Source organism: Rhodococcus sp. PvP016 (assembly GCF_017832185.1).
Taxonomy (GTDB): Bacteria; Actinomycetota; Actinomycetes; order Mycobacteriales; family Mycobacteriaceae; genus Rhodococcoides.
Map to the genome: position 1 here is coordinate 4345334 of NZ_JAFIBH010000001.1, position 16696 is coordinate 4362029.

Sequence of the window (16696 nt, forward strand, 5' to 3'; positions counted from 1 at the left end):
AGTTCACTCGTCCGTCGTCCAGGATCGCAGGTTCGGCCCCGCGGCGCCGACCTACCTCGACACGGGCGGCGACGCGGTGGCTGCGGGGGCAGCTTTCGTGTCGGTGGAACCACCCAACATCTCGGCCGGAACCGGGAGACCCATGTAATTGGACGGTGCCGGTTTCTCGGCCTTGTCGGGTCCACCCCCGCGTCCGCTCGCGGCTCGACGCTTCGTCCAGATGTCGAAGGCGACTGCCGCGAGAAGCACGAGGCCCTTGACCAACTGGACTCGCTCGCTGGGTGATCCGATGAGCGACATTCCGCTGTTGATGACGGCGATGATCAGACCGCCGGTGAGTGCGCCGACGATGCGCCCCACACCGCCCTGCACTGCTGCGCCACCGATGAACGCGGCCGCGATGGCGTCGAGTTCGAACCCGTTGCCTGCAGTGGGTCCGGCCTGGTTCAGGCGGCCGGCGAAGATGATTCCCGCCAGGGCCGACAGGACGCCCATGTTCACGAACAGCCAGAACGTGACCGGCTTGACCTTGATACCGGACAGCGACGCGGCGTGGATGTTGCCGCCGATGGCGTAGACGTGCCGACCGAAGACAGTCTTGCCCGCCAGCGTCGAGTACCCCATCACCAGTACCGCGAGGAGGATCAACACGTACGGCAGGTTCTTGAAACGCGCCAGCTGCACGGCGATCGCCAGCACGAGAAGTCCGGCGAAGGTGACCTTGGCCAGGAACAGCGGCAGCGCGTCGACGACCTGGCCGAACTTCTGACGCCCGGTTCGAGTCCGCCACTGGCTGAACACGATTCCGCCGATGGCGGCGATGGCGACCAGCAGGGTGAAGATGTCGGCGCCGCCGAGAGGTCCGAGGCCGACGTTGCCCAGGAAGCCCGGGAGGAAGCCGTTGGACAGGGTCCGCACCGGACCGGGGAACGGCCCGATGCCCTGGTTGCCGAGCACGATCAGAGTGACCGCGCGGAAGACGAGCATGCCCGCCAGAGTCACGATGAACGCGGGGATGCCGAAGTACGCGACCCAGTAGCCCTGCCAGGCTCCGATCAGCCCGCCCACGATCAACGTGATCAGCACCGCGAGTGGCCATGGCACGTTCTGTTGAACCATGAGAACGCCGGCGATGGCACCGGTGGCCGCGACCACCGATCCCACGGACAGATCGATGTGACCGGCGATGATGATCACGACCATGCCGATGGCCAGGATCAGAATGTACGAGTTCTGGACCACCATGTTGCTGATGTTCTGCGGCACCAGGAGTTGACCGCCGGTGAGGACGGTGAACAACAGGATGATCAACGCGAACGCGATGAAGATCCCGCTCTGGCGGAGGTTTCGCGTGAGCAGCCCCCGGACGGTCGACAGCTGATTCATCGAAGTACTCCTGTTCCACGGGTCATGAGATGCATGAGGGATTCCTGCGTCGCGTCCTCCCGAGTCACCTCACCGGTGATGCGGCCGGCGGACAGCGCGTAGATGCGGTCGCACAGCCCCAGCAGTTCGGGCAGCTCGGACGAGATCACGAGAACGGCCTTTCCTGCATCGGCGAGGCTGTTGATGATCGAATAGATTTCGAACTTGGCGCCGACGTCGATCCCTCGCGTCGGCTCGTCCAGGATGAGCACGTCAGGATCACTGAAGATCCACTTGCTCAACACGACCTTCTGTTGGTTGCCACCGGAAAGCTTGCCGACGACGGCCGACACGTTCGGGGCCTTGATGTTCATGCTCTTGCGGAAACCTTCGGCAACCTCGTACTCGTGGTTGTCGTCGACGAATCCGTGAGCGACCAACTTGTCCAGGGCCGCGGTGGAGATGTTGCGCTTGATGTCGTCGATCAGGTTGAGGCCGTAGCGCTTGCGATCCTCGGTCGCGTACGCGAGGCCGTGCTCGATCGCGTCGGCGACGGACTTGACGTGAATCTCTTTGCCGTACTTGTACAGCCGTCCGGAGATGTCCGTGCCGTAGCTGCGCCCGAAGACGCTCATGGCCAACTCCGTACGGCCGGCACCCATCAGCCCGGCGAGGCCGACGATCTCGCCGCGGCGCAGCGTGAGGTTCGCCTTGTCCACGACCATGCGGCCGTGCTGGGTGGGGCTGTGCACGGTCCAGTCCTCGATTCGCAGCACCTCCTCACCCACCGTCGATTCGTGCGGCGGGAAGCGGTGTTCGAGATCGCGGCCGACCATGAGCGAGATGATGCGATCCTCGGTGACGTCCGGGTTACGCATGTCCAGTGTCTCGATGGTCCGGCCGTCCCGGATGATCGTGGTCCGGTCGGCGATGGCCGCGATCTCGTTGAGCTTGTGCGAGATGATCACGCACGTGATGCCCTCGTCCCGCAGACCGCGCAGCAATTCGAGGAGGTGGGTGGAATCCGAATCGTTCAGTGCTGCGGTCGGTTCGTCGAGAATCAGCAGCGTCACGTCCTTGGACAGTGCCTTCGCGATCTCGACCAGTTGCTGCTTGCCGACACCGAGGTCGTTGACCACGGTGACCGGGTTCTCCCGCAGCCCTACCCGATTCAGTAGGGCTGCGGCCTCGGAATTGGTGCGGTTCCAGTCGATGAACCCGCGCTTCGACCGTTCGTTACCGAGGAAGATGTTCTCGGCGATGGACAGGTACGGACTAAGCGCGAGCTCCTGGTGAATGATGACGATGCCCTTGGACTCACTGCTCCGGATGTCGGAGAACTCGCAGGACTCGCCGTCGAACACGATGTCACCGTCGAACGTGTCATGGGGATACACGCCCGACAGGACCTTCATGAGCGTGGACTTTCCCGCGCCGTTCTCGCCGCAGATCGCGTGGATCTCGCCACGCTCCACTGTCAGCGTGACATCCTGCAGCGCTTTCACACCCGGGAACGTCTTGGTGATCCCGCGCATCTCCAAGATCTGGCTCGTCATCACCGAACTCACTTCAATTGATCCTGGGTGTAGTAGCCGCCCTCGACGAGAAGCTTCTCGTAGTTGTCCTTGTAGACGATCTCGGGCTGCAGCAGGTAGGCGGGAACGACCTTCTCGCCGTTGTCGTAATCGGTCGTGTTGTTGGTCTCGGGGGTCTGGCCCTCGAGGACTGCCTGCGCCATCTGAATGGTGACCGCCGCCAATTCGCGGGTGTCCTTGTAGATGGTGGCGTACTGCTCACCGGCGATGATCGACTTGACCGACGGAACCTCGGCGTCCTGACCGGTCACGATCGGGTACGGCTGACCGGCGGTTCCGTAGCCGTTGCTCTTGAGCGCGGACAGGATTCCGATCGACAAGCCGTCGTACGGAGACAGGACACCCTGCACCTTCTGGCCCGACGAATACGTCTTGGTCAGCAGGTCCTCCATGCGCTTCTGCGCGGTGGCCGGGTCCCAACGAAGGGTTGCGGCCGTCTCGAAGTCGGACTCACCGCTGCCGATCTTCAGGGTTCCCTTGTCCAGGTACGGCTTCAGGGTCTCCATGGCACCGTCGAAGAAGAAGGTGGCGTTGTTGTCGTCCGGCGAACCGGCGAAGACCTCGATGTTGAACGGGCCGGCGGGGGCATCGGCCTTGTCGGTGCCGTCCTCGTTCTTCAACCCGAGACCGGCCAGCAGCGAGGTGGCCTGGTCGACGCCGACCTTGTAGTTGTCGAAGGTCGCGTAGTAGTCGACGTTCGGAGAATTGCGGATGAGGCGGTCGTACGCGATGACGCCGATGCCGTTGTCCTTGGCTTCCTGCAGCTGCGTGGTGATGGCGGTACCGTCCACGGACGCCACGATCAGCAGCTTCGCGCCCTGGGTGATCTGGTTCTCGATCTGGTTGACCTGGGTGGGGATGTCGTTCTCCGCGTACTGGAGATCGACCTTGTAGCCCTTCGACTCCAGCGCGCTCTTGAGGTTGTCGCCGTCGGCGATCCACCGGGCGGACGACTTCGTCGGCATCGTGACGCCGATCAGGGCGCCGGCCGTGTCGCCTCCCGCCGAGGGGGCGACGTCAGCGGTCTTCGTGCTGGACCCGCACGCGGTCACCGTGATCGCTATCGCCACCGCGGCCGCAGCCACCGGTAGGTGTCGGAACTTCATCGTGTCTCCTCGGGTGGTGGCTGGTCGGCAGGGACGGCCTTCGATGTGCCGTGCTGCGGATCATGCTGTCGAGTGGTGTGCATCACACCGCCCGGACGAGTGTGAGCGATAACATCAACGATGTCAACCAGTCTTCCGAACTGGACTTTGCGTCTTGTTAGCGCTAACAGTTGACGTCAGTCAGTCTGTGTTGTCATCGCCCCCGATCAGGCGCACCGTTATGCTCCGACGCATACAACTACCGAATCAGGACGGCTCATGACGCATCCCGGATCGCACGCCTTCGATGACGGCCTCACCCTCGAGACTCTGGGCGACGGTCGCTACCGCGGCCGGACCTCCGCGCCGTACAACAACATGGTCGGGCCGTTCGGCGGGCTCACCGCCGCGACTCTGGTCCGAGCCGTCGAGCTGCATCCCGATCGGCTGGGCGACCCGGTGACGCTGACCGTGAACTTCGCGGGGCCGATCGCCGAGGGTGAGTTCGAGATCTCCACTCGCGCCGTCCGAACGAATCGCAGCAACCAACACTGGTACCTGGAACTCAGCCAGAACGGCACAGTCGCCACCACCGCGACCGCGGTCTTCGGCACGCGCCGCACCACCTGGGACGCCCTCGAGTCGTCGCCGCCCGCGATGCCCGACCCCGCAGACGTCGACACGGTCGACTTCCCCGAGTTCATCGCCTGGGCGAACAACTACGAGATGCGGTTCACCGCCGGCGCCCTGACCGAGACGGAGTCCGCCGATTCCGTTGCGACGCTGTGGGTCCGCGACTCTCCCCCGCGACCGATGGACTTCGCGTCCCTGACGTCGATGAGCGACATCTTCTACCCGCGGGTCTTCCAGCGTCGCGGGAAGTACGTCGCCGCCGGAACCATCTCACTCACCGTCCACTTCTTCGCGACGGCGGAGGATCTGACGGCGCAGTCCGACGGGTACGTCCTCGGGACCGCGCACGCACGACGATTCCATCAGGGCTACTTCGATCAGACCGCCGAGCTGTGGAGCACGAGCGGCACTCTCCTCGCCACCGGACACCAGGTCGTCTACTACAAGGACTGATATCGGGTCCCTGCCGAGCCGCAGTGTGCACAATGTGACACAGGGCACGTAGGTCGTGCGCCTCGCGGATCGACCGGCAGGAGAGTCATGAAGAGCACCATGCAGGACACCCCGTTGTCCATCGGCCAGCTCGTTCGATACGGCACGTCGATGCACGCATCGGCGACGATCACCACGTGGAGCGAGGCGGGTCCGTCGACCATCACGTTCGCCGAGCTCGGTCGACGCGCCGCCAAACTCGCCCACGGTCTTCGAGCGCTCGGGATCGACGGGGACCAGCGCGTCGCCACCTTCATGTGGAACAACTCGCAGCACATGGAGGCCTACATGGCCGTACCTGCCATGGGCGCCGTGCTGCACACCTTGAACATCCGCTTGTTCCCCGAGCAGCTCACCTACATCGTCGACCACGCCGAGGACAGCGTCATCATCGCCGACGCCAGCCTGCTCCCCCTGCTGACGCCGCTCCTCCCGACCATGACGACCGTGCGGCACCTCGTCGTCGTGGGCGCCGACCCCGCACAGGTGCAGGCACCGGACCACATCGAGGTGCTGGGCTACGAGGACGTGCTCGCCGGCCACCCCGACGAGTACGACTGGCCCGAGCTCGACGAACGATCCGCTGCAGCAATGTGTTACACCTCGGGCACGACCGGCGACCCGAAGGGCGTCGTCTACTCGCACCGTTCGATCTGGTTGCACTCGATGCAGGTCTGCATGACCGACGCCATGGCGCTCGCGCAGTCGGACACCGTGCTGGCCATCGTGCCGATGTTCCACGCCATGTCCTGGGGACTGCCGTACGCCGCGCTGATGGTGGGGGCGTCGCTCATCATGCCGGATCGCTTCCTGCAGCCGGCGCCGCTCGCGGAGATGATGACGACCCTGCGACCCACGGCGGCCGCCGCCGTCCCCACCATCTGGCAGGCCCTGCTTGCCCACCTCGAGGACCACCCGGCAGATCTGTCGAGCCTGCGCGACGTCACCGTGGGCGGCAGCGCCTGCCCGCCGAGCCTGATGCGCGCGTTCCACGAGAAGTACGGCGTTCCCATCTCCCAGGCGTGGGGCATGACGGAGACGTCGCCGCTCGGCACCTCCGGGCGCCCGGACGTCGGACTGTCTCCCGAGGACGAGTTCGACTTGCGCTGCACCCAGGGGCGTTTCGTCTCCGCGGTGCGGGCGCGGCTGGTCGACGACTCCGGTGCCGTGATGCCCTGGGACGGCACGCACGTCGGCGAACTCGAGGTGCGCGGGCCGTGGATCACGGGCAGCTACTACCGCAGCGACGCGTCCGACAAGTTCGACGACGGGTGGCTGCGGACCGGAGATGTCGGCACCATCTCCGAAGGCGGATACCTGACGCTGACCGACCGGTCGAAGGACATCATCAAGTCCGGTGGCGAATGGATCTCGTCCGTCGAGCTCGAGAACCACGTCATGGAGCATTCCGCTGTGCGCGAGGCCGCGGTCATCGGTGTGCCCGACGAGAAGTGGGACGAGCGACCACTCGTCGCGGTCGTCGTGCGCGAGGGTCAGACCGTGACCGCCGAGGAGCTCCGCGACTTCCTCGACGGCCGAGTTGCGCACTGGCAGTTGCCGGAACGCTGGACCTTCATCGACGAGGTGCCGAAGACGAGTGTCGGCAAGTTCGACAAGAAGCGGCTGCGCGGGTCGCATGCGGACGGTGCGTTGGAGGTTGTCGAGGTCGGCTGAGGGGACCGTGCTCGACTCGTGGACGGACACCTGAACATTCCGAATGGTATGAATGGGCGTCCGTCACACAGCCGACGAGAAGCGAGCCATGGACGAGAAGACAACGCCACGCCACGACGCGCTGATGTCCACGTTCGTCGTCGTGTCCATCATCGCGCTCGGGATCGTCGTCGCCGGTGTGACAACCCCGCCGGAGGAACCGGAGCTGACGGTGCAGCCGGTGACTCCGGTCGAGACCACACCTCCTCCCCCGCCGCCCGAGTACGACGTCGTGACACCCGAGGTCGCCTATCCCACCACCATTCCGGGTTGCGACACGGTGGATCCACCTGTGGAGAGCTCCTACTTCGGAGTGATGGGATTCGGCGAGTCGACATACGACAATCCCGATGCGCCGTGGTTCACCGGGCCGAAAGCGCACCTCATGTCGCAGGCACTCGTCCGCGCGCTCCCTGCCGACATCACGTTCACTCAGGGCATGCTCCCGTACTTCGATCCGATACCGGTGTACGAGAACCTCCCAGAGGAGGACCAGTTCGACAGTACGTCGGCACTGGCCGATGTCACTCGGGGTGATCGTTCCGGGTTCATCAGCATCGGTGTCGCGCAGCAGACCAACGGTGTGCCGCCCTGTGTCGCCGGGGTTCTGGACAGCCGAGAGTCGATGAGCGACGGCACTGTGGTCGACAGACAGGACACGTGGCAGGAAGTCGACGGCGCTCGGACATCGACCCGGAGCGCCACCGCGTATCGCACCGACGGATCGCAGATCAGTGCTTACGCGTCAGCGACCGGTGGCGAGGACCAACTTCCGTTCTCGATGCCCGAACTCGTCCGCATCGCGACCGACCCGGCGTTCGTGACGTCGACACCTGCACCGCCCGACACACCGGGAAACATCGCCGAATGCAGCTCCTATCCAGGAACCGAGGGCGTCGCAGAAGAATTCACCGCACCGGTCGTCGCGTCTCTGAGTGACGCACTCGCCCGCGCCGACACGGGGAACCTTGCTCCCACACCTCCGCTGGGAGCACTGCGCTCTAGCGTTTACGGCGGCGGCGCACTGTGTCAGGTCGTGAACAGCGCTGCCGGCCGACTGACCGTCACCGTCGGGAGCCCGGTGCCCTCGGAACAGCTTCGGGAAGACCCCCAGGGGCTCGGTCCAATACCGGTCAGAGTTGGAACGGTGGTGTCGATTCCCACGGTGTCAGGATTGGGCGTGACCCTGGTCACCGAGAACCCCTGGGACCCGGCTGAACTAGAACGCATCGCCCGCACCCCGGAGTTGATCTCCCAGTGATGCACACACGCCTGATCATCGCGGGAACCGTCGCCGCCGTCTCTGTCGCCGCTGCCGTCGTGGTGGTCACTCAGGACCGGACCACGACGGTCAAGCGCATCACCGACGCGTCGGCCTCGGCACCGGGGGTTGCGTGGACTCTGGACGCGGCGGACAGCGGACTCGACGGCGCCCGCTTCGCCGACCCACGAGCAGGATCGATGTATCCCTACGCCGCGGGGTCGATCCGAATCGACGACCACCTCCTGACTATCGCCGCCGTCGTGGACTCGGAAGGACCCTCGACGGAGGCGCGACTGATGTCGATCGACACCGCGTCGGGCGCACTCGAGTGGTCGGTACCGGCGACGGATCTGCAGTCGTGTGCGGAACAGCCCATCGATGATCGGTTGGTCTGCATCACACCGAGTTACGCCGAAGATCCCACCCTCCGCACCTTCGATCTCGCGACCGGTGAGTCCACGGACCACGGGGACACGTCGGACACCTTCGCCATGACCGTCTCGGACGGACACGTCTATACGACCAGTGGCAACTTGGAAGACGCGGACGTCACCGTGCATCGCGGAACGGTGGACGATCTGTCCGCCGACTGGACAGCTCCTCTGCAGGCGTGGGCCGGCTGGGAGGACCAGTATGCGGATCAGCTCACGGTCGCCGACGGGACCGGGCACTTCGACGTCGGTGGCGGCTTCTCGACGTTCGATCCCGAGACCGGTGATCAGATCTGGGCCTCCGACGTCCTCGACGATTGCCTCTCCGGCAGCTATCGAACACTCGGCGATGTCTCCGTCGGGTCTCGGCTGGACTGCGATTCCTACGAGCCACTCGGCGGTATCGCTTACTCGCGCACAGGAGAAATTCTTGCTCAGTCGACGCGCGACGTGTCGACCTACTTGACCATCGACGAGCCGACGGACACATCCGTGCCCTTCGTTCTCGGAGACACCGCCTACGACCGGAGGACCGGCGAGAAGCGTTGGAGCAGCCAACAACTCATCATCGATCGTCCCGCAGACGAATACAACGAAGCAAGCACGTACGGCGCGTTGCAGTCGGTGATCGGTGATGTCGGTGTCCTGTCCGGCGAGCGGTCCATGATCGGACTCGACATGAACACCGGTGAACAGCTGTGGGAAACAGAATCGTTCTCCCCAGTCGGAACGGACGGCGACATGATGATCGCAGTGCGCGAAAGCGATCTCGTGGCCGTCGATCTGCACTCGGGCGACGAGGTCTGGACCGCGCCTCTGGAGAACTTCAGGGAGGGAAAGCGTCTCAGCCCCGAATCGATGGTCGGTGGAGGGGGCGGCGCTCAGATCCTGCAGTCCGGTGCGACGATCGTCAGTCTGGTCCCTCTCCCGAGCTGACGCGGCTCGCCGGTAGCGATACGGCCATATCCAACCTTATGGCCACAAGGTTGGATATGGCGCGGTCCTATCCAACCTTATCGACGGTGTCGGACGTCGGTGCCACTCTCTGCAGTGCCCGGTTCCCGCGGCACAGGATCCCGCTCCGGCGACGACCCTTGTCGTGTCGATCAGTTCCGATCGGAGAGACTGTTCCCGATGCCACCCCGTAGACGCTCCACCACATCCCGCACCGTGAAGGCCGGTCAGAGCAGCGCCGCCCGCAAGTTCGCCGCCACGAAGAAGCCGACCAAGCGCCGCGCACCTGCAAAGAAGAGCGCAGCACCCGACCTCCGCGTGCCCGACGCCGGCGAGCGCGTCTGGGTACTCGACGTCCCGTTCGAGGATCGCTCCGCAGCGAGCGCTGCGGGCGCGCGCTGGTACCCCGGCCCACGAGTGTTCGCGTACTACGGCACCGACTTGCCCGAGTACCTGCAGCCGTACGAGTCCACCCCGTACAGCCTGCAGCGGTGGCTCGAGGACGACGCGAACGAGACGTGGCGACCGGAGACCGTCCGGCCCCGGTCGATGCAGCCGCGGGAGACGCAGCTCGAGTCGGTGCGCCGCCAGCTCACCGCCCTCGACGAGGGGTTCCCGTACTTCGCGCAGATGGATTCGACGGGCCTCGGCAAGACTCTGTCCGTCTGCGAAGCGGTGCGGCAGATGTCGGCTGCCGAGATCGGCACCGTGCTGGTCGTCGCACCGAAGGGTGCGCTGCCGGGGTGGCGGCGCACCATCGCGGACAGTGAGGCCGACGTCGAGCCGTCCGATCGCAAACGGTGGCTCCTCATCACGTACCAGTCGACGAAGAAGCTGCTCTCGGTGCCACCCGAGACCGATCTGGGGAAACGCAAACGGACACAGAACAAGCGGACCATCGCGCTCGGTGAACTCCGGTTCGAGATCGACGTCGTCATCGCCGACGAGTGCCATGCGCTGATGAACATCGAGTCCCAGCAGTCGCAGATTCTGTGGCGCTACCAGGAGGCCGCTCGGTCGGTCGTGTGGATGTCTGCCACGCCCGGTTATCAACCACTGCACTTCGCCTACATGGCGCGCGCCATCGAGCAGGCGCGAGGAACCGAGATCGTCGGCGATGACGACTCTCTCGGCTACGCCCTCACCGTGAAGTGGGCGCAATTCCTCGAGGAGTCCGGGTTCGCCATCAAGGCCGGAAAGGCGTCGACGGGCCTGGCGACGTGGCGGTGGGAGCCGGAGAACGCCGAACGCCGCGCGCGCGACATCGAGACCGTGCACGGATGGTTGTCCGGCGGCGCCGTGCCCTGGTCGATCTCCCGACCCTCTCCGCTCACCCCGCGGGAGCCGCTCGGCCAGGAGCTGACGGCTGCGCAGAAGCGTCTCTACAACTCGGCGTGGGTCGACTACCGCAAGGAGGTCGGGCTGCCGATGTGGAAGACGTCCGGCGGGAAACGGGTGTTGCAGAAGAACCCCAGCACTCGGGCTGCGACACTGCGGTTCCGCCAGAAGTGCTCGTACCTCCGGATCGAGGCGTCGGCGGAGCAGGTACGTGCCTGGGTCAAGGCCGGCAATCAGGTCTTCGTCTCGATGTTCTACCGCGAGTCGGTGGCAGCCCTGGCCGAGACTCTTCGCGAGAGCGGCCTCGCGGTGGCTGTCGTCGACGGCAGCATGAGCAGCCCTGAGCAGGAGGCCGCGATCCGGCGGTTCCAGACCGGTGATGCGACGGTCATCGTGTCCACGACCACGAGCGCGATCAACCTGCACACCAACGAGTTACTGCTCCCCGAGGGCACGACGTCCACTCTCGCACCGCGCGTGACGCTGATTCACGACCCGCGCTGGACACCCATCGACATTCGCCAGATCGAGGGTCGAGCGAACCGCATCGACAAGGACCACAACCACACGACGTCCACCTGCTACTACGGCTACGCCGAGGGGACCGTCGAGGAGGAGATGGTGCTGACCGGGGTCGAGCGCATCGCCGATCTGGGATCTATTGTCGGACAATCGGACCTGATCGATCCCGAGGCATTCCTGGCTGCCCGCGCCGACCGAGCGCCGACAGGGCTCGTCAGGGAACGGTGACCAGACCGAGCCCGGGGAACAATGTCAGGGACACCGGAGCCGGGAACTGCCGGCTCTGGGTGACGACCACCGCGACCTGACCCGGACCGGTGTCCACAACGGCCTCCAAGGGCAGGTCGCGCGCATACACGTCGCCGGCCGCTTCGAGATCGACTGCGTCCCAATGCCGTAGATCCACGGCGCCTGCCGCGCCTGTTGTCAGATTGCGCCACTGCACGGTCATCCACCGATAGTTGTACTGGTAGTAGTACGGCTTCACGTCCGCGGCTGCGAAGCGCACCGAGCCGGGCTTCTCGCCGACGGTCGCCTTGATCGGGGTGGTCTGAATCAGGCCACCCGGCACGCTGACCGGCCCGACCTCGAATCCCGTCACGACGGGTACCTGCAGGATCGACGTCTGCGGCGCAGCCGTCGCTGTCCCCGCCCCCACCCCCAGCAGGAGGGGGATCGACACCATCAGTGCCATGGCTGCTCGACGCGCGGTGTTGTTCATGCACCTACTCTGACGGCGCCGGCACGAAAAAGACCCACCGTTCTGTAAACGTGACGAAGTCGTGACGTCCGCTCATGAGTCGTCTCACGGACCTCAGTGCGCGACGGTCCCCTGATGGAACACCAGCCGCCACGCACCATTCGACGAGCGCCACAACGAGCTTCGCCGCGCCCGCACGCCCGCATGCACGGTCTCGTAGGTGACCAGCACGACGTCGGTGGCGATCTCCCGCCCCACAAAACCCACAGCCACGATCGGTTCCTCATCGCGCTCGCGAAGGAGCGCCTCGATCATCTCGGCCCGCGCCCACACCCGGCCAGATGCACCGATCTCCTCGAACTGCGGGTCGAGCAGTTCCTCCAGGTCCTGCGCCGATGCCCGCGTGCTCGGGTCGAGCAGCGCCTTCTCGAGACCGATCACGTGCTCGATCGACATGTCTCTCACCTCCTGATCGTGGACTATCGACCCCGGACTCCGGGGGCAATAGTCCACCATCAGCAGCAACACGTCGCCGCCAGCGGACGCACTCCTGATCGTGGAATCCGGACCCCGGATTCCGGGGTCCAGAGTCCACAGACAACTCTGGCCCATGCACGACGCGCGTGCATGGGCCAGAAATCGAGAACTACTTGGTCGCAGACTCCAACGCATCGTTGAACGTCTTGCTCGGACGCATGATCGAGGTCGCCTTCTCGGGATCCGGGTAGTAGTACCCGCCGATGTCGACGGGCTCACCCTGCGCGTCGCCGAGCTCCTTGACGATGGCCTCTTCCTGATCGGCCAGCGTCTTGGCGAGCGGCACGAAGTGCTTCGCCAGCTCCTCGTCCTCGGTCTGGTTCGCCAGCTCCTGCGCCCAGAATTTGGCGAGGTAGAACTGGCTGCCGCGGTTGTCCAGCTCGCCGGTGGTGCGAGACGGGCCCTTGTTCTCCTCGAGCAGCTTGCCGGTCGCGGCGTCGAGGGCCTTACCCAGAACGTTCGCCTTGCCGCCGGTCTTCTTGCCCAGGTCCTCGAGGCTGACGGCCAGCGCGAGGAACTCGCCGAGCGAGTCCCAGCGGAGGTGGTTCTCCTCGATGAGCTGCTTGACGTGCTTCGGCGCGGAACCGCCGGCACCCGTCTCGTACAGTCCGCCGCCGGCCATCAGGGGAACGATGGACAGCATCTTGGCGCTGGTGCCGAGCTCGAGGATCGGGAACAGGTCCGTGAGGTAATCGCGGAGGATGTTGCCGGTCGCGGAGATGGTGTCCAGGCCGCGGACGACGCGCTCGAGCGTGTACCGCATCGCGCGGACCTGCGACATGATCTGGATGTCGAGGCCCTCGGTGTCGTGATCCTTCAGGTACGTGCGCACCTTCTTGATCAGCTCGTTCTCGTGGGGGCGGTACGGGTCGAGCCAGAAGAGCACCGGCATCCCGGAGTCGCGCGCACGGTTCACGGCGAGCTTGACCCAGTCCTGGATCGGCGCGTCCTTGACGATGCAGAGGCGCCAGATGTCGCCCTTCTCCACGTTCTGCGTGAGCATGACCTCGCCGGTCGCCAGGTCGACGATGTTCGCGACGGCGTCCTCTTCGATCTCGAAGGTCTTGTCGTGCGAGCCGTACTCCTCGGCCTTCTGCGCCATGAGACCGACGTTGGGAACGGTGCCCATGGTCGTCGGGTCGAACTGGCCGTTCGTCTTACAGAAGTTCACCATCTCCTGGTAGATGCGGGAGAAGGTCGACTCCGGGTTGACGGCCTTGGTGTCCTTGGGACGACCGTCGGCTCCCCACATCTTGCCGCCGGCGCGAATCATCGCGGGCATGGAAGCGTCGACGATGACGTCGCTGGGCGAGTGGAAGTTCGAGATTCCGCGTGCCGAGTCGACCATGGCCAGCTCGGGCCGATGCTCGTGGCACTTGTGCAGATCCTCGACGATCTCGTCGCGCTTCGACGCCGGGAGGGTGTCGATCTTGCTGTAGAGATCGGAGAGGCCGTTGTTGACGTTGACGCCGAGCTCTTCGAACAGCTCGTTGTGCTTGGCGAAGGCGTCCTTGTAGAAGACGCGCACCGCGTGACCGAAGACGATGGGGTGCGAGACCCGCATCATCGTGGCCTTGACGTGCAGGGAGAACATGACGCCGGTCTCGTAGGCGTCCTGCATCTGCTCTTCGTAGAACTTGTCCAGCGCCTTGGCGCTCATAAACATGCTGTCGATGACGTCGCCGTCGGTCAGCGAGACCTTCGGCTTCAGGACGACGGTCTTGCCGCTCTTCGTCTCGAGCTCCATCTTGACCTCGCGGTCGCCCTGGACGGTCATCGACTTCTCACCGTGGTAGAAATCGCCCTCGCGCATGTGCGCGACATGCGTGCGGGACGCCGGCGACCAGGGAGCCATGCTGTGCGGGTGCTTGCGCGCATACTCCTTGACGGCCTTCGGCGCGCGACGGTCCGAGTTGCCCTCACGGAGGACGGGGTTGACGGCGCTACCGAGGCACTTGGTGTAGCGGTCGCGGATCTCCCGCTCCTCGTCCGTCTTCGGGTTGCCCGGGAAGTCGGGGATCTTGTAGCCCTTGTCCTGCAGTTCCTTGATCGCGGCGTTGAGCTGCGGTACCGAGGCACTGATGTTGGGGAGCTTGATGATGTTGGTCTCGGGCAGCTGGGTCAGCTTGCCGAGCTCGGCCAAGTTGTCCGGAACCCGCTGGCCCTCGTCCAGGTAGTCGGGGAACTCGGCGAGGATGCGACTGGCAACGGAGATGTCGCTCGACTCCACCTCGATCCCGGCTGCGCTGGCGAAAGTGCGGATGACCGGCAGGAACGCGTGAGTCGCCAGCATGGGCGCCTCGTCGGTCAGGGTGTAGATGATGGTCGGCTTTTTCTCAGTCATTGCAGGTCTTGCCTCGTTTTCCGTCTGCTCGACGTCGTCTGTCCTTGTGGGCTCGGAGACAACTTTAGTCGTGCAGGGCTGTGTTGTGGCGACCCCGGTAGGACCGGCTCGCTGTGCGCTGCGGCATAGCTGACCAGCAAGGGAGGAGGGGACTGAAGCTACTGACGGGTAACATCATTCACCGCGTGAGGCACTGCAAAGCGAAGCCCGACGACCACGGCTGGGCGACGGCATCGTCTTCACCGAAGTAGGGCGGCACCACACCGATCAGCTCGAGGATGTCCAGCGTCGGCCGCGCGATGTACTGAAGGCTGTTTCGCTGGCTCGGGGGCACCTGCCACCCCGCAAGTTTCATGCTTTCCCAGATCATCATGGTGCGCTGTGGCACAGCAGCTTTCGCCGCGACTGCCACGAGCAGAAGAACTCCGGCATCACGCTCGTACTCCTCGCGGCCGACCGGGAGACGTCGCGCTACGTGGTTCCAGAGCCCGACGGGGTCGTGGACGAGCCGTCCACCGTCCTTGGTCAGAACGAGGCGCCCCGCACGGACTCGCGCGAGCCCCGACGATGTCACGGCGTGACGAAGCCGGCGCGCTTCAGGGTTGTCGATCTCTCGGGTCGAGGTTCCCAGCCATCGCATCGACCACGTCAGTTCGTCCCGCATCGCAACGACAACCTTCGGCGGCAGGTAGCCCGCACCCGTCAGCGTGAGTCCGCTCTCGCCGATCGCGTGCAGCATCCACGTCAGCTTGTCCATCGCGGCCGTTGCGACGAGCGGATCCACCTCGTCGCACTGCGGCTCGAGTTTCTCGATCATCGCACTCAACCGCTGGTGGTACTCCAGCTCTGCATGGGTCAACACTGATCGAACAGCAGGAAAGTGGGCGACGACGCGGTCCGCAGCGTCCGCACGGCGTCGGCGTGCGTGGATTCGAGCAGTGGCGTCGGCCACGGCGAAGTGTTCACGGTCGTACTGCCCGAGCCATTCGGCAATGTGCTCGTGTTCAGGGTCGTCCACGTCGGCGCGCACACGGAGAATCTCCTCGAACCCGTGCGGCCCGCCGCTGTCCTCGGGCGGGCACGCTCGTCTTCCTCCGACGCACTCCGGCAACAGATCCCCACCGTCCGCCTCGACTGCGTCGACGACGAGCCGGTGTCCCCACCCGTCGCCGAAGTCGTACTCGTACCCGATGCTGTCACCCGTTTGCTGGAGCAGATGATCGACGCGAACATCGTCCGCCTGCATCACCGACTCATCGTCGTAGTCGTCCAGAAACTCCGCCGACACGTAGCGCCGGTCTGCCGTTCGGATGTCACTTCCGGTAAAGAACATGAACAGGTGCCGGTTCTCCCACCCCATGGCGTCCTGAATCAGGTGATGCAGATCCGGGAGGAGCGCATCTCCACGAATCCTCACCCGTCGCCACACCGTGGGTCGGACGTCGTCGAGTGTCACACGCATCGTGTAGGCGGCCATCATGCCGATCGATCGTAGTTCGCGCCGCGCGGGGTCTCGATCTGTACGAGATGTTCGACTCCCTGCAAGTCCGACGGGTTTCGCGTGAGAAGCCGTGCACCGTGCGCATGCGCGGTCGCTGCGATCATGAGATCGAGAGCGTGTGCTCGGGGACGCCGGCCGGTCGAGCGCACCACCGAGACGAGATTGCCGTAGCTGCCCGCCACTCGGGGCATCGACGACGAGGGGTTCGAACCGGCGTTCCAC

12 protein-coding genes are annotated in these 16696 nt (G+C 65.0%); 5 read left to right on the plus strand and 7 right to left on the minus strand.

What is annotated here, in order from left to right; translation table 11 throughout:
* Window positions 1-51: 51 nt before the first annotated feature.
* Genes mmsB through chvE form a run of 3 tightly spaced genes read right to left on the minus strand, consistent with a single transcriptional unit; the run spans window position 52 to window position 4066 of the window.
* On the minus strand, window positions 52-1386 hold the full coding sequence (mmsB, locus tag JOE30_RS20345) for a multiple monosaccharide ABC transporter permease (protein ID WP_204868769.1): 1335 nt from the start codon (window positions 1384-1386) through the stop codon (window positions 52-54).
* Window positions 1383-2921 carry a multiple monosaccharide ABC transporter ATP-binding protein gene (gene mmsA / locus JOE30_RS20350; RefSeq protein ID WP_204868770.1) on the minus strand — a complete coding sequence of 513 codons (1539 nt, stop codon included), beginning with the start codon at window positions 2919-2921 and terminating at the stop codon, window positions 1383-1385. The genes mmsB and mmsA overlap by 4 nt, the downstream gene beginning before the upstream one ends.
* Before the next feature lie 8 nt (window positions 2922-2929).
* Window positions 2930-4066 carry a multiple monosaccharide ABC transporter substrate-binding protein gene (gene chvE, locus JOE30_RS20355; protein WP_204868771.1) on the minus strand — a complete coding sequence of 379 codons (1137 nt, stop codon included), beginning with the start codon at window positions 4064-4066 and terminating at the stop codon, window positions 2930-2932.
* A gap of 258 nt (window positions 4067-4324) precedes the next feature.
* Here chvE and JOE30_RS20360 point away from each other — a divergent pair, with 258 nt between their 5' ends.
* The 5 genes from JOE30_RS20360 (at window position 4325) to JOE30_RS20380 (ending at window position 11620) form a co-directional block, all read left to right on the plus strand.
* Window positions 4325-5131, plus strand: a complete 807-nt coding sequence (locus JOE30_RS20360) for an acyl-CoA thioesterase II (RefSeq protein ID WP_204868772.1) — start codon at window positions 4325-4327, stop codon at window positions 5129-5131.
* Between the two features lie 87 nt (window positions 5132-5218).
* Window positions 5219-6844, plus strand: coding sequence for a long-chain fatty acid--CoA ligase (locus tag JOE30_RS20365; protein WP_204868773.1), 1626 nt, complete (start codon window positions 5219-5221; stop codon window positions 6842-6844).
* An 88-nt stretch (window positions 6845-6932) separates the two neighbouring features.
* Window positions 6933-8144, plus strand: a complete 1212-nt coding sequence (locus tag JOE30_RS20370) for a hypothetical protein (RefSeq protein WP_204868774.1) — start codon at window positions 6933-6935, stop codon at window positions 8142-8144.
* Complete coding sequence (locus tag JOE30_RS20375) at window positions 8144-9514, plus strand: PQQ-binding-like beta-propeller repeat protein (RefSeq protein ID WP_204868775.1); 1371 nt, start codon at window positions 8144-8146, stop codon at window positions 9512-9514. The genes JOE30_RS20370 and JOE30_RS20375 overlap by 1 nt, the downstream gene beginning before the upstream one ends.
* Window positions 9515-9712: 198 nt before the next feature.
* Entirely contained in the window at window positions 9713-11620 is a 1908-nt protein-coding gene (locus JOE30_RS20380; RefSeq protein ID WP_239532435.1) for a DEAD/DEAH box helicase, read from the plus strand.
* On the opposite strand, the gene JOE30_RS20385 is transcribed toward JOE30_RS20380, so the two are convergent.
* From JOE30_RS20385 to JOE30_RS20400, 4 genes are all read right to left on the minus strand, one after another.
* The gene (locus tag JOE30_RS20385; protein WP_239532436.1) at window positions 11607-12113 is read right to left on the minus strand and encodes a hypothetical protein; all 507 of its coding nucleotides are present in this window, start codon (window positions 12111-12113) and stop codon (window positions 11607-11609) included. The genes JOE30_RS20380 and JOE30_RS20385 overlap by 14 nt on opposite strands.
* A 93-nt stretch (window positions 12114-12206) precedes the next feature.
* Complete coding sequence (locus JOE30_RS20390; RefSeq protein ID WP_204868776.1) at window positions 12207-12533, minus strand: DUF4440 domain-containing protein; 327 nt, start codon at window positions 12531-12533, stop codon at window positions 12207-12209.
* A gap of 205 nt (window positions 12534-12738) precedes the next feature.
* Complete coding sequence (locus tag JOE30_RS20395) at window positions 12739-14973, minus strand: NADP-dependent isocitrate dehydrogenase (RefSeq protein WP_204868777.1); 2235 nt, start codon at window positions 14971-14973, stop codon at window positions 12739-12741.
* 178 nt (window positions 14974-15151) lie between these two features.
* Window positions 15152-16453: a plasmid pRiA4b ORF-3 family protein gene (locus tag JOE30_RS20400; protein ID WP_204868778.1), complete on the minus strand. Its 1302-nt coding sequence runs from the start codon at window positions 16451-16453 to the stop codon at window positions 15152-15154.
* Window positions 16454-16696 lie beyond the last annotated feature (243 nt).

What these genes read in the sequence shown, in the direction of transcription:
- mmsB (WP_204868769.1), bottom strand. Translation starts at nt 1,386, where the DNA reads ATGAATCAGCTGTCGACCGTCCGGGGGCTGCTCACGCGAAACCTCCGC.
- mmsA (WP_204868770.1), bottom strand. Translation starts at nt 2,921, where the DNA reads ATGACGAGCCAGATCTTGGAGATGCGCGGGATCACCAAGACGTTCCCG.
- chvE (WP_204868771.1), bottom strand. Translation starts at nt 4,066, where the DNA reads ATGAAGTTCCGACACCTACCGGTGGCTGCGGCCGCGGTGGCGATAGCG.
- JOE30_RS20360 (WP_204868772.1), top strand. Translation starts at nt 4,325, where the DNA reads ATGACGCATCCCGGATCGCACGCCTTCGATGACGGCCTCACCCTCGAG.
- JOE30_RS20365 (WP_204868773.1), top strand. Translation starts at nt 5,219, where the DNA reads ATGAAGAGCACCATGCAGGACACCCCGTTGTCCATCGGCCAGCTCGTT.
- JOE30_RS20370 (WP_204868774.1), top strand. Translation starts at nt 6,933, where the DNA reads ATGGACGAGAAGACAACGCCACGCCACGACGCGCTGATGTCCACGTTC.
- JOE30_RS20375 (WP_204868775.1), top strand. Translation starts at nt 8,144, where the DNA reads ATGCACACACGCCTGATCATCGCGGGAACCGTCGCCGCCGTCTCTGTC.
- JOE30_RS20380 (WP_239532435.1), top strand. Translation starts at nt 9,713, where the DNA reads ATGCCACCCCGTAGACGCTCCACCACATCCCGCACCGTGAAGGCCGGT.
- JOE30_RS20385 (WP_239532436.1), bottom strand. Translation starts at nt 12,113, where the DNA reads ATGAACAACACCGCGCGTCGAGCAGCCATGGCACTGATGGTGTCGATC.
- JOE30_RS20395 (WP_204868777.1), bottom strand. Translation starts at nt 14,973, where the DNA reads ATGACTGAGAAAAAGCCGACCATCATCTACACCCTGACCGACGAGGCG.
- JOE30_RS20400 (WP_204868778.1), bottom strand. Translation starts at nt 16,453, where the DNA reads ATGATGGCCGCCTACACGATGCGTGTGACACTCGACGACGTCCGACCC.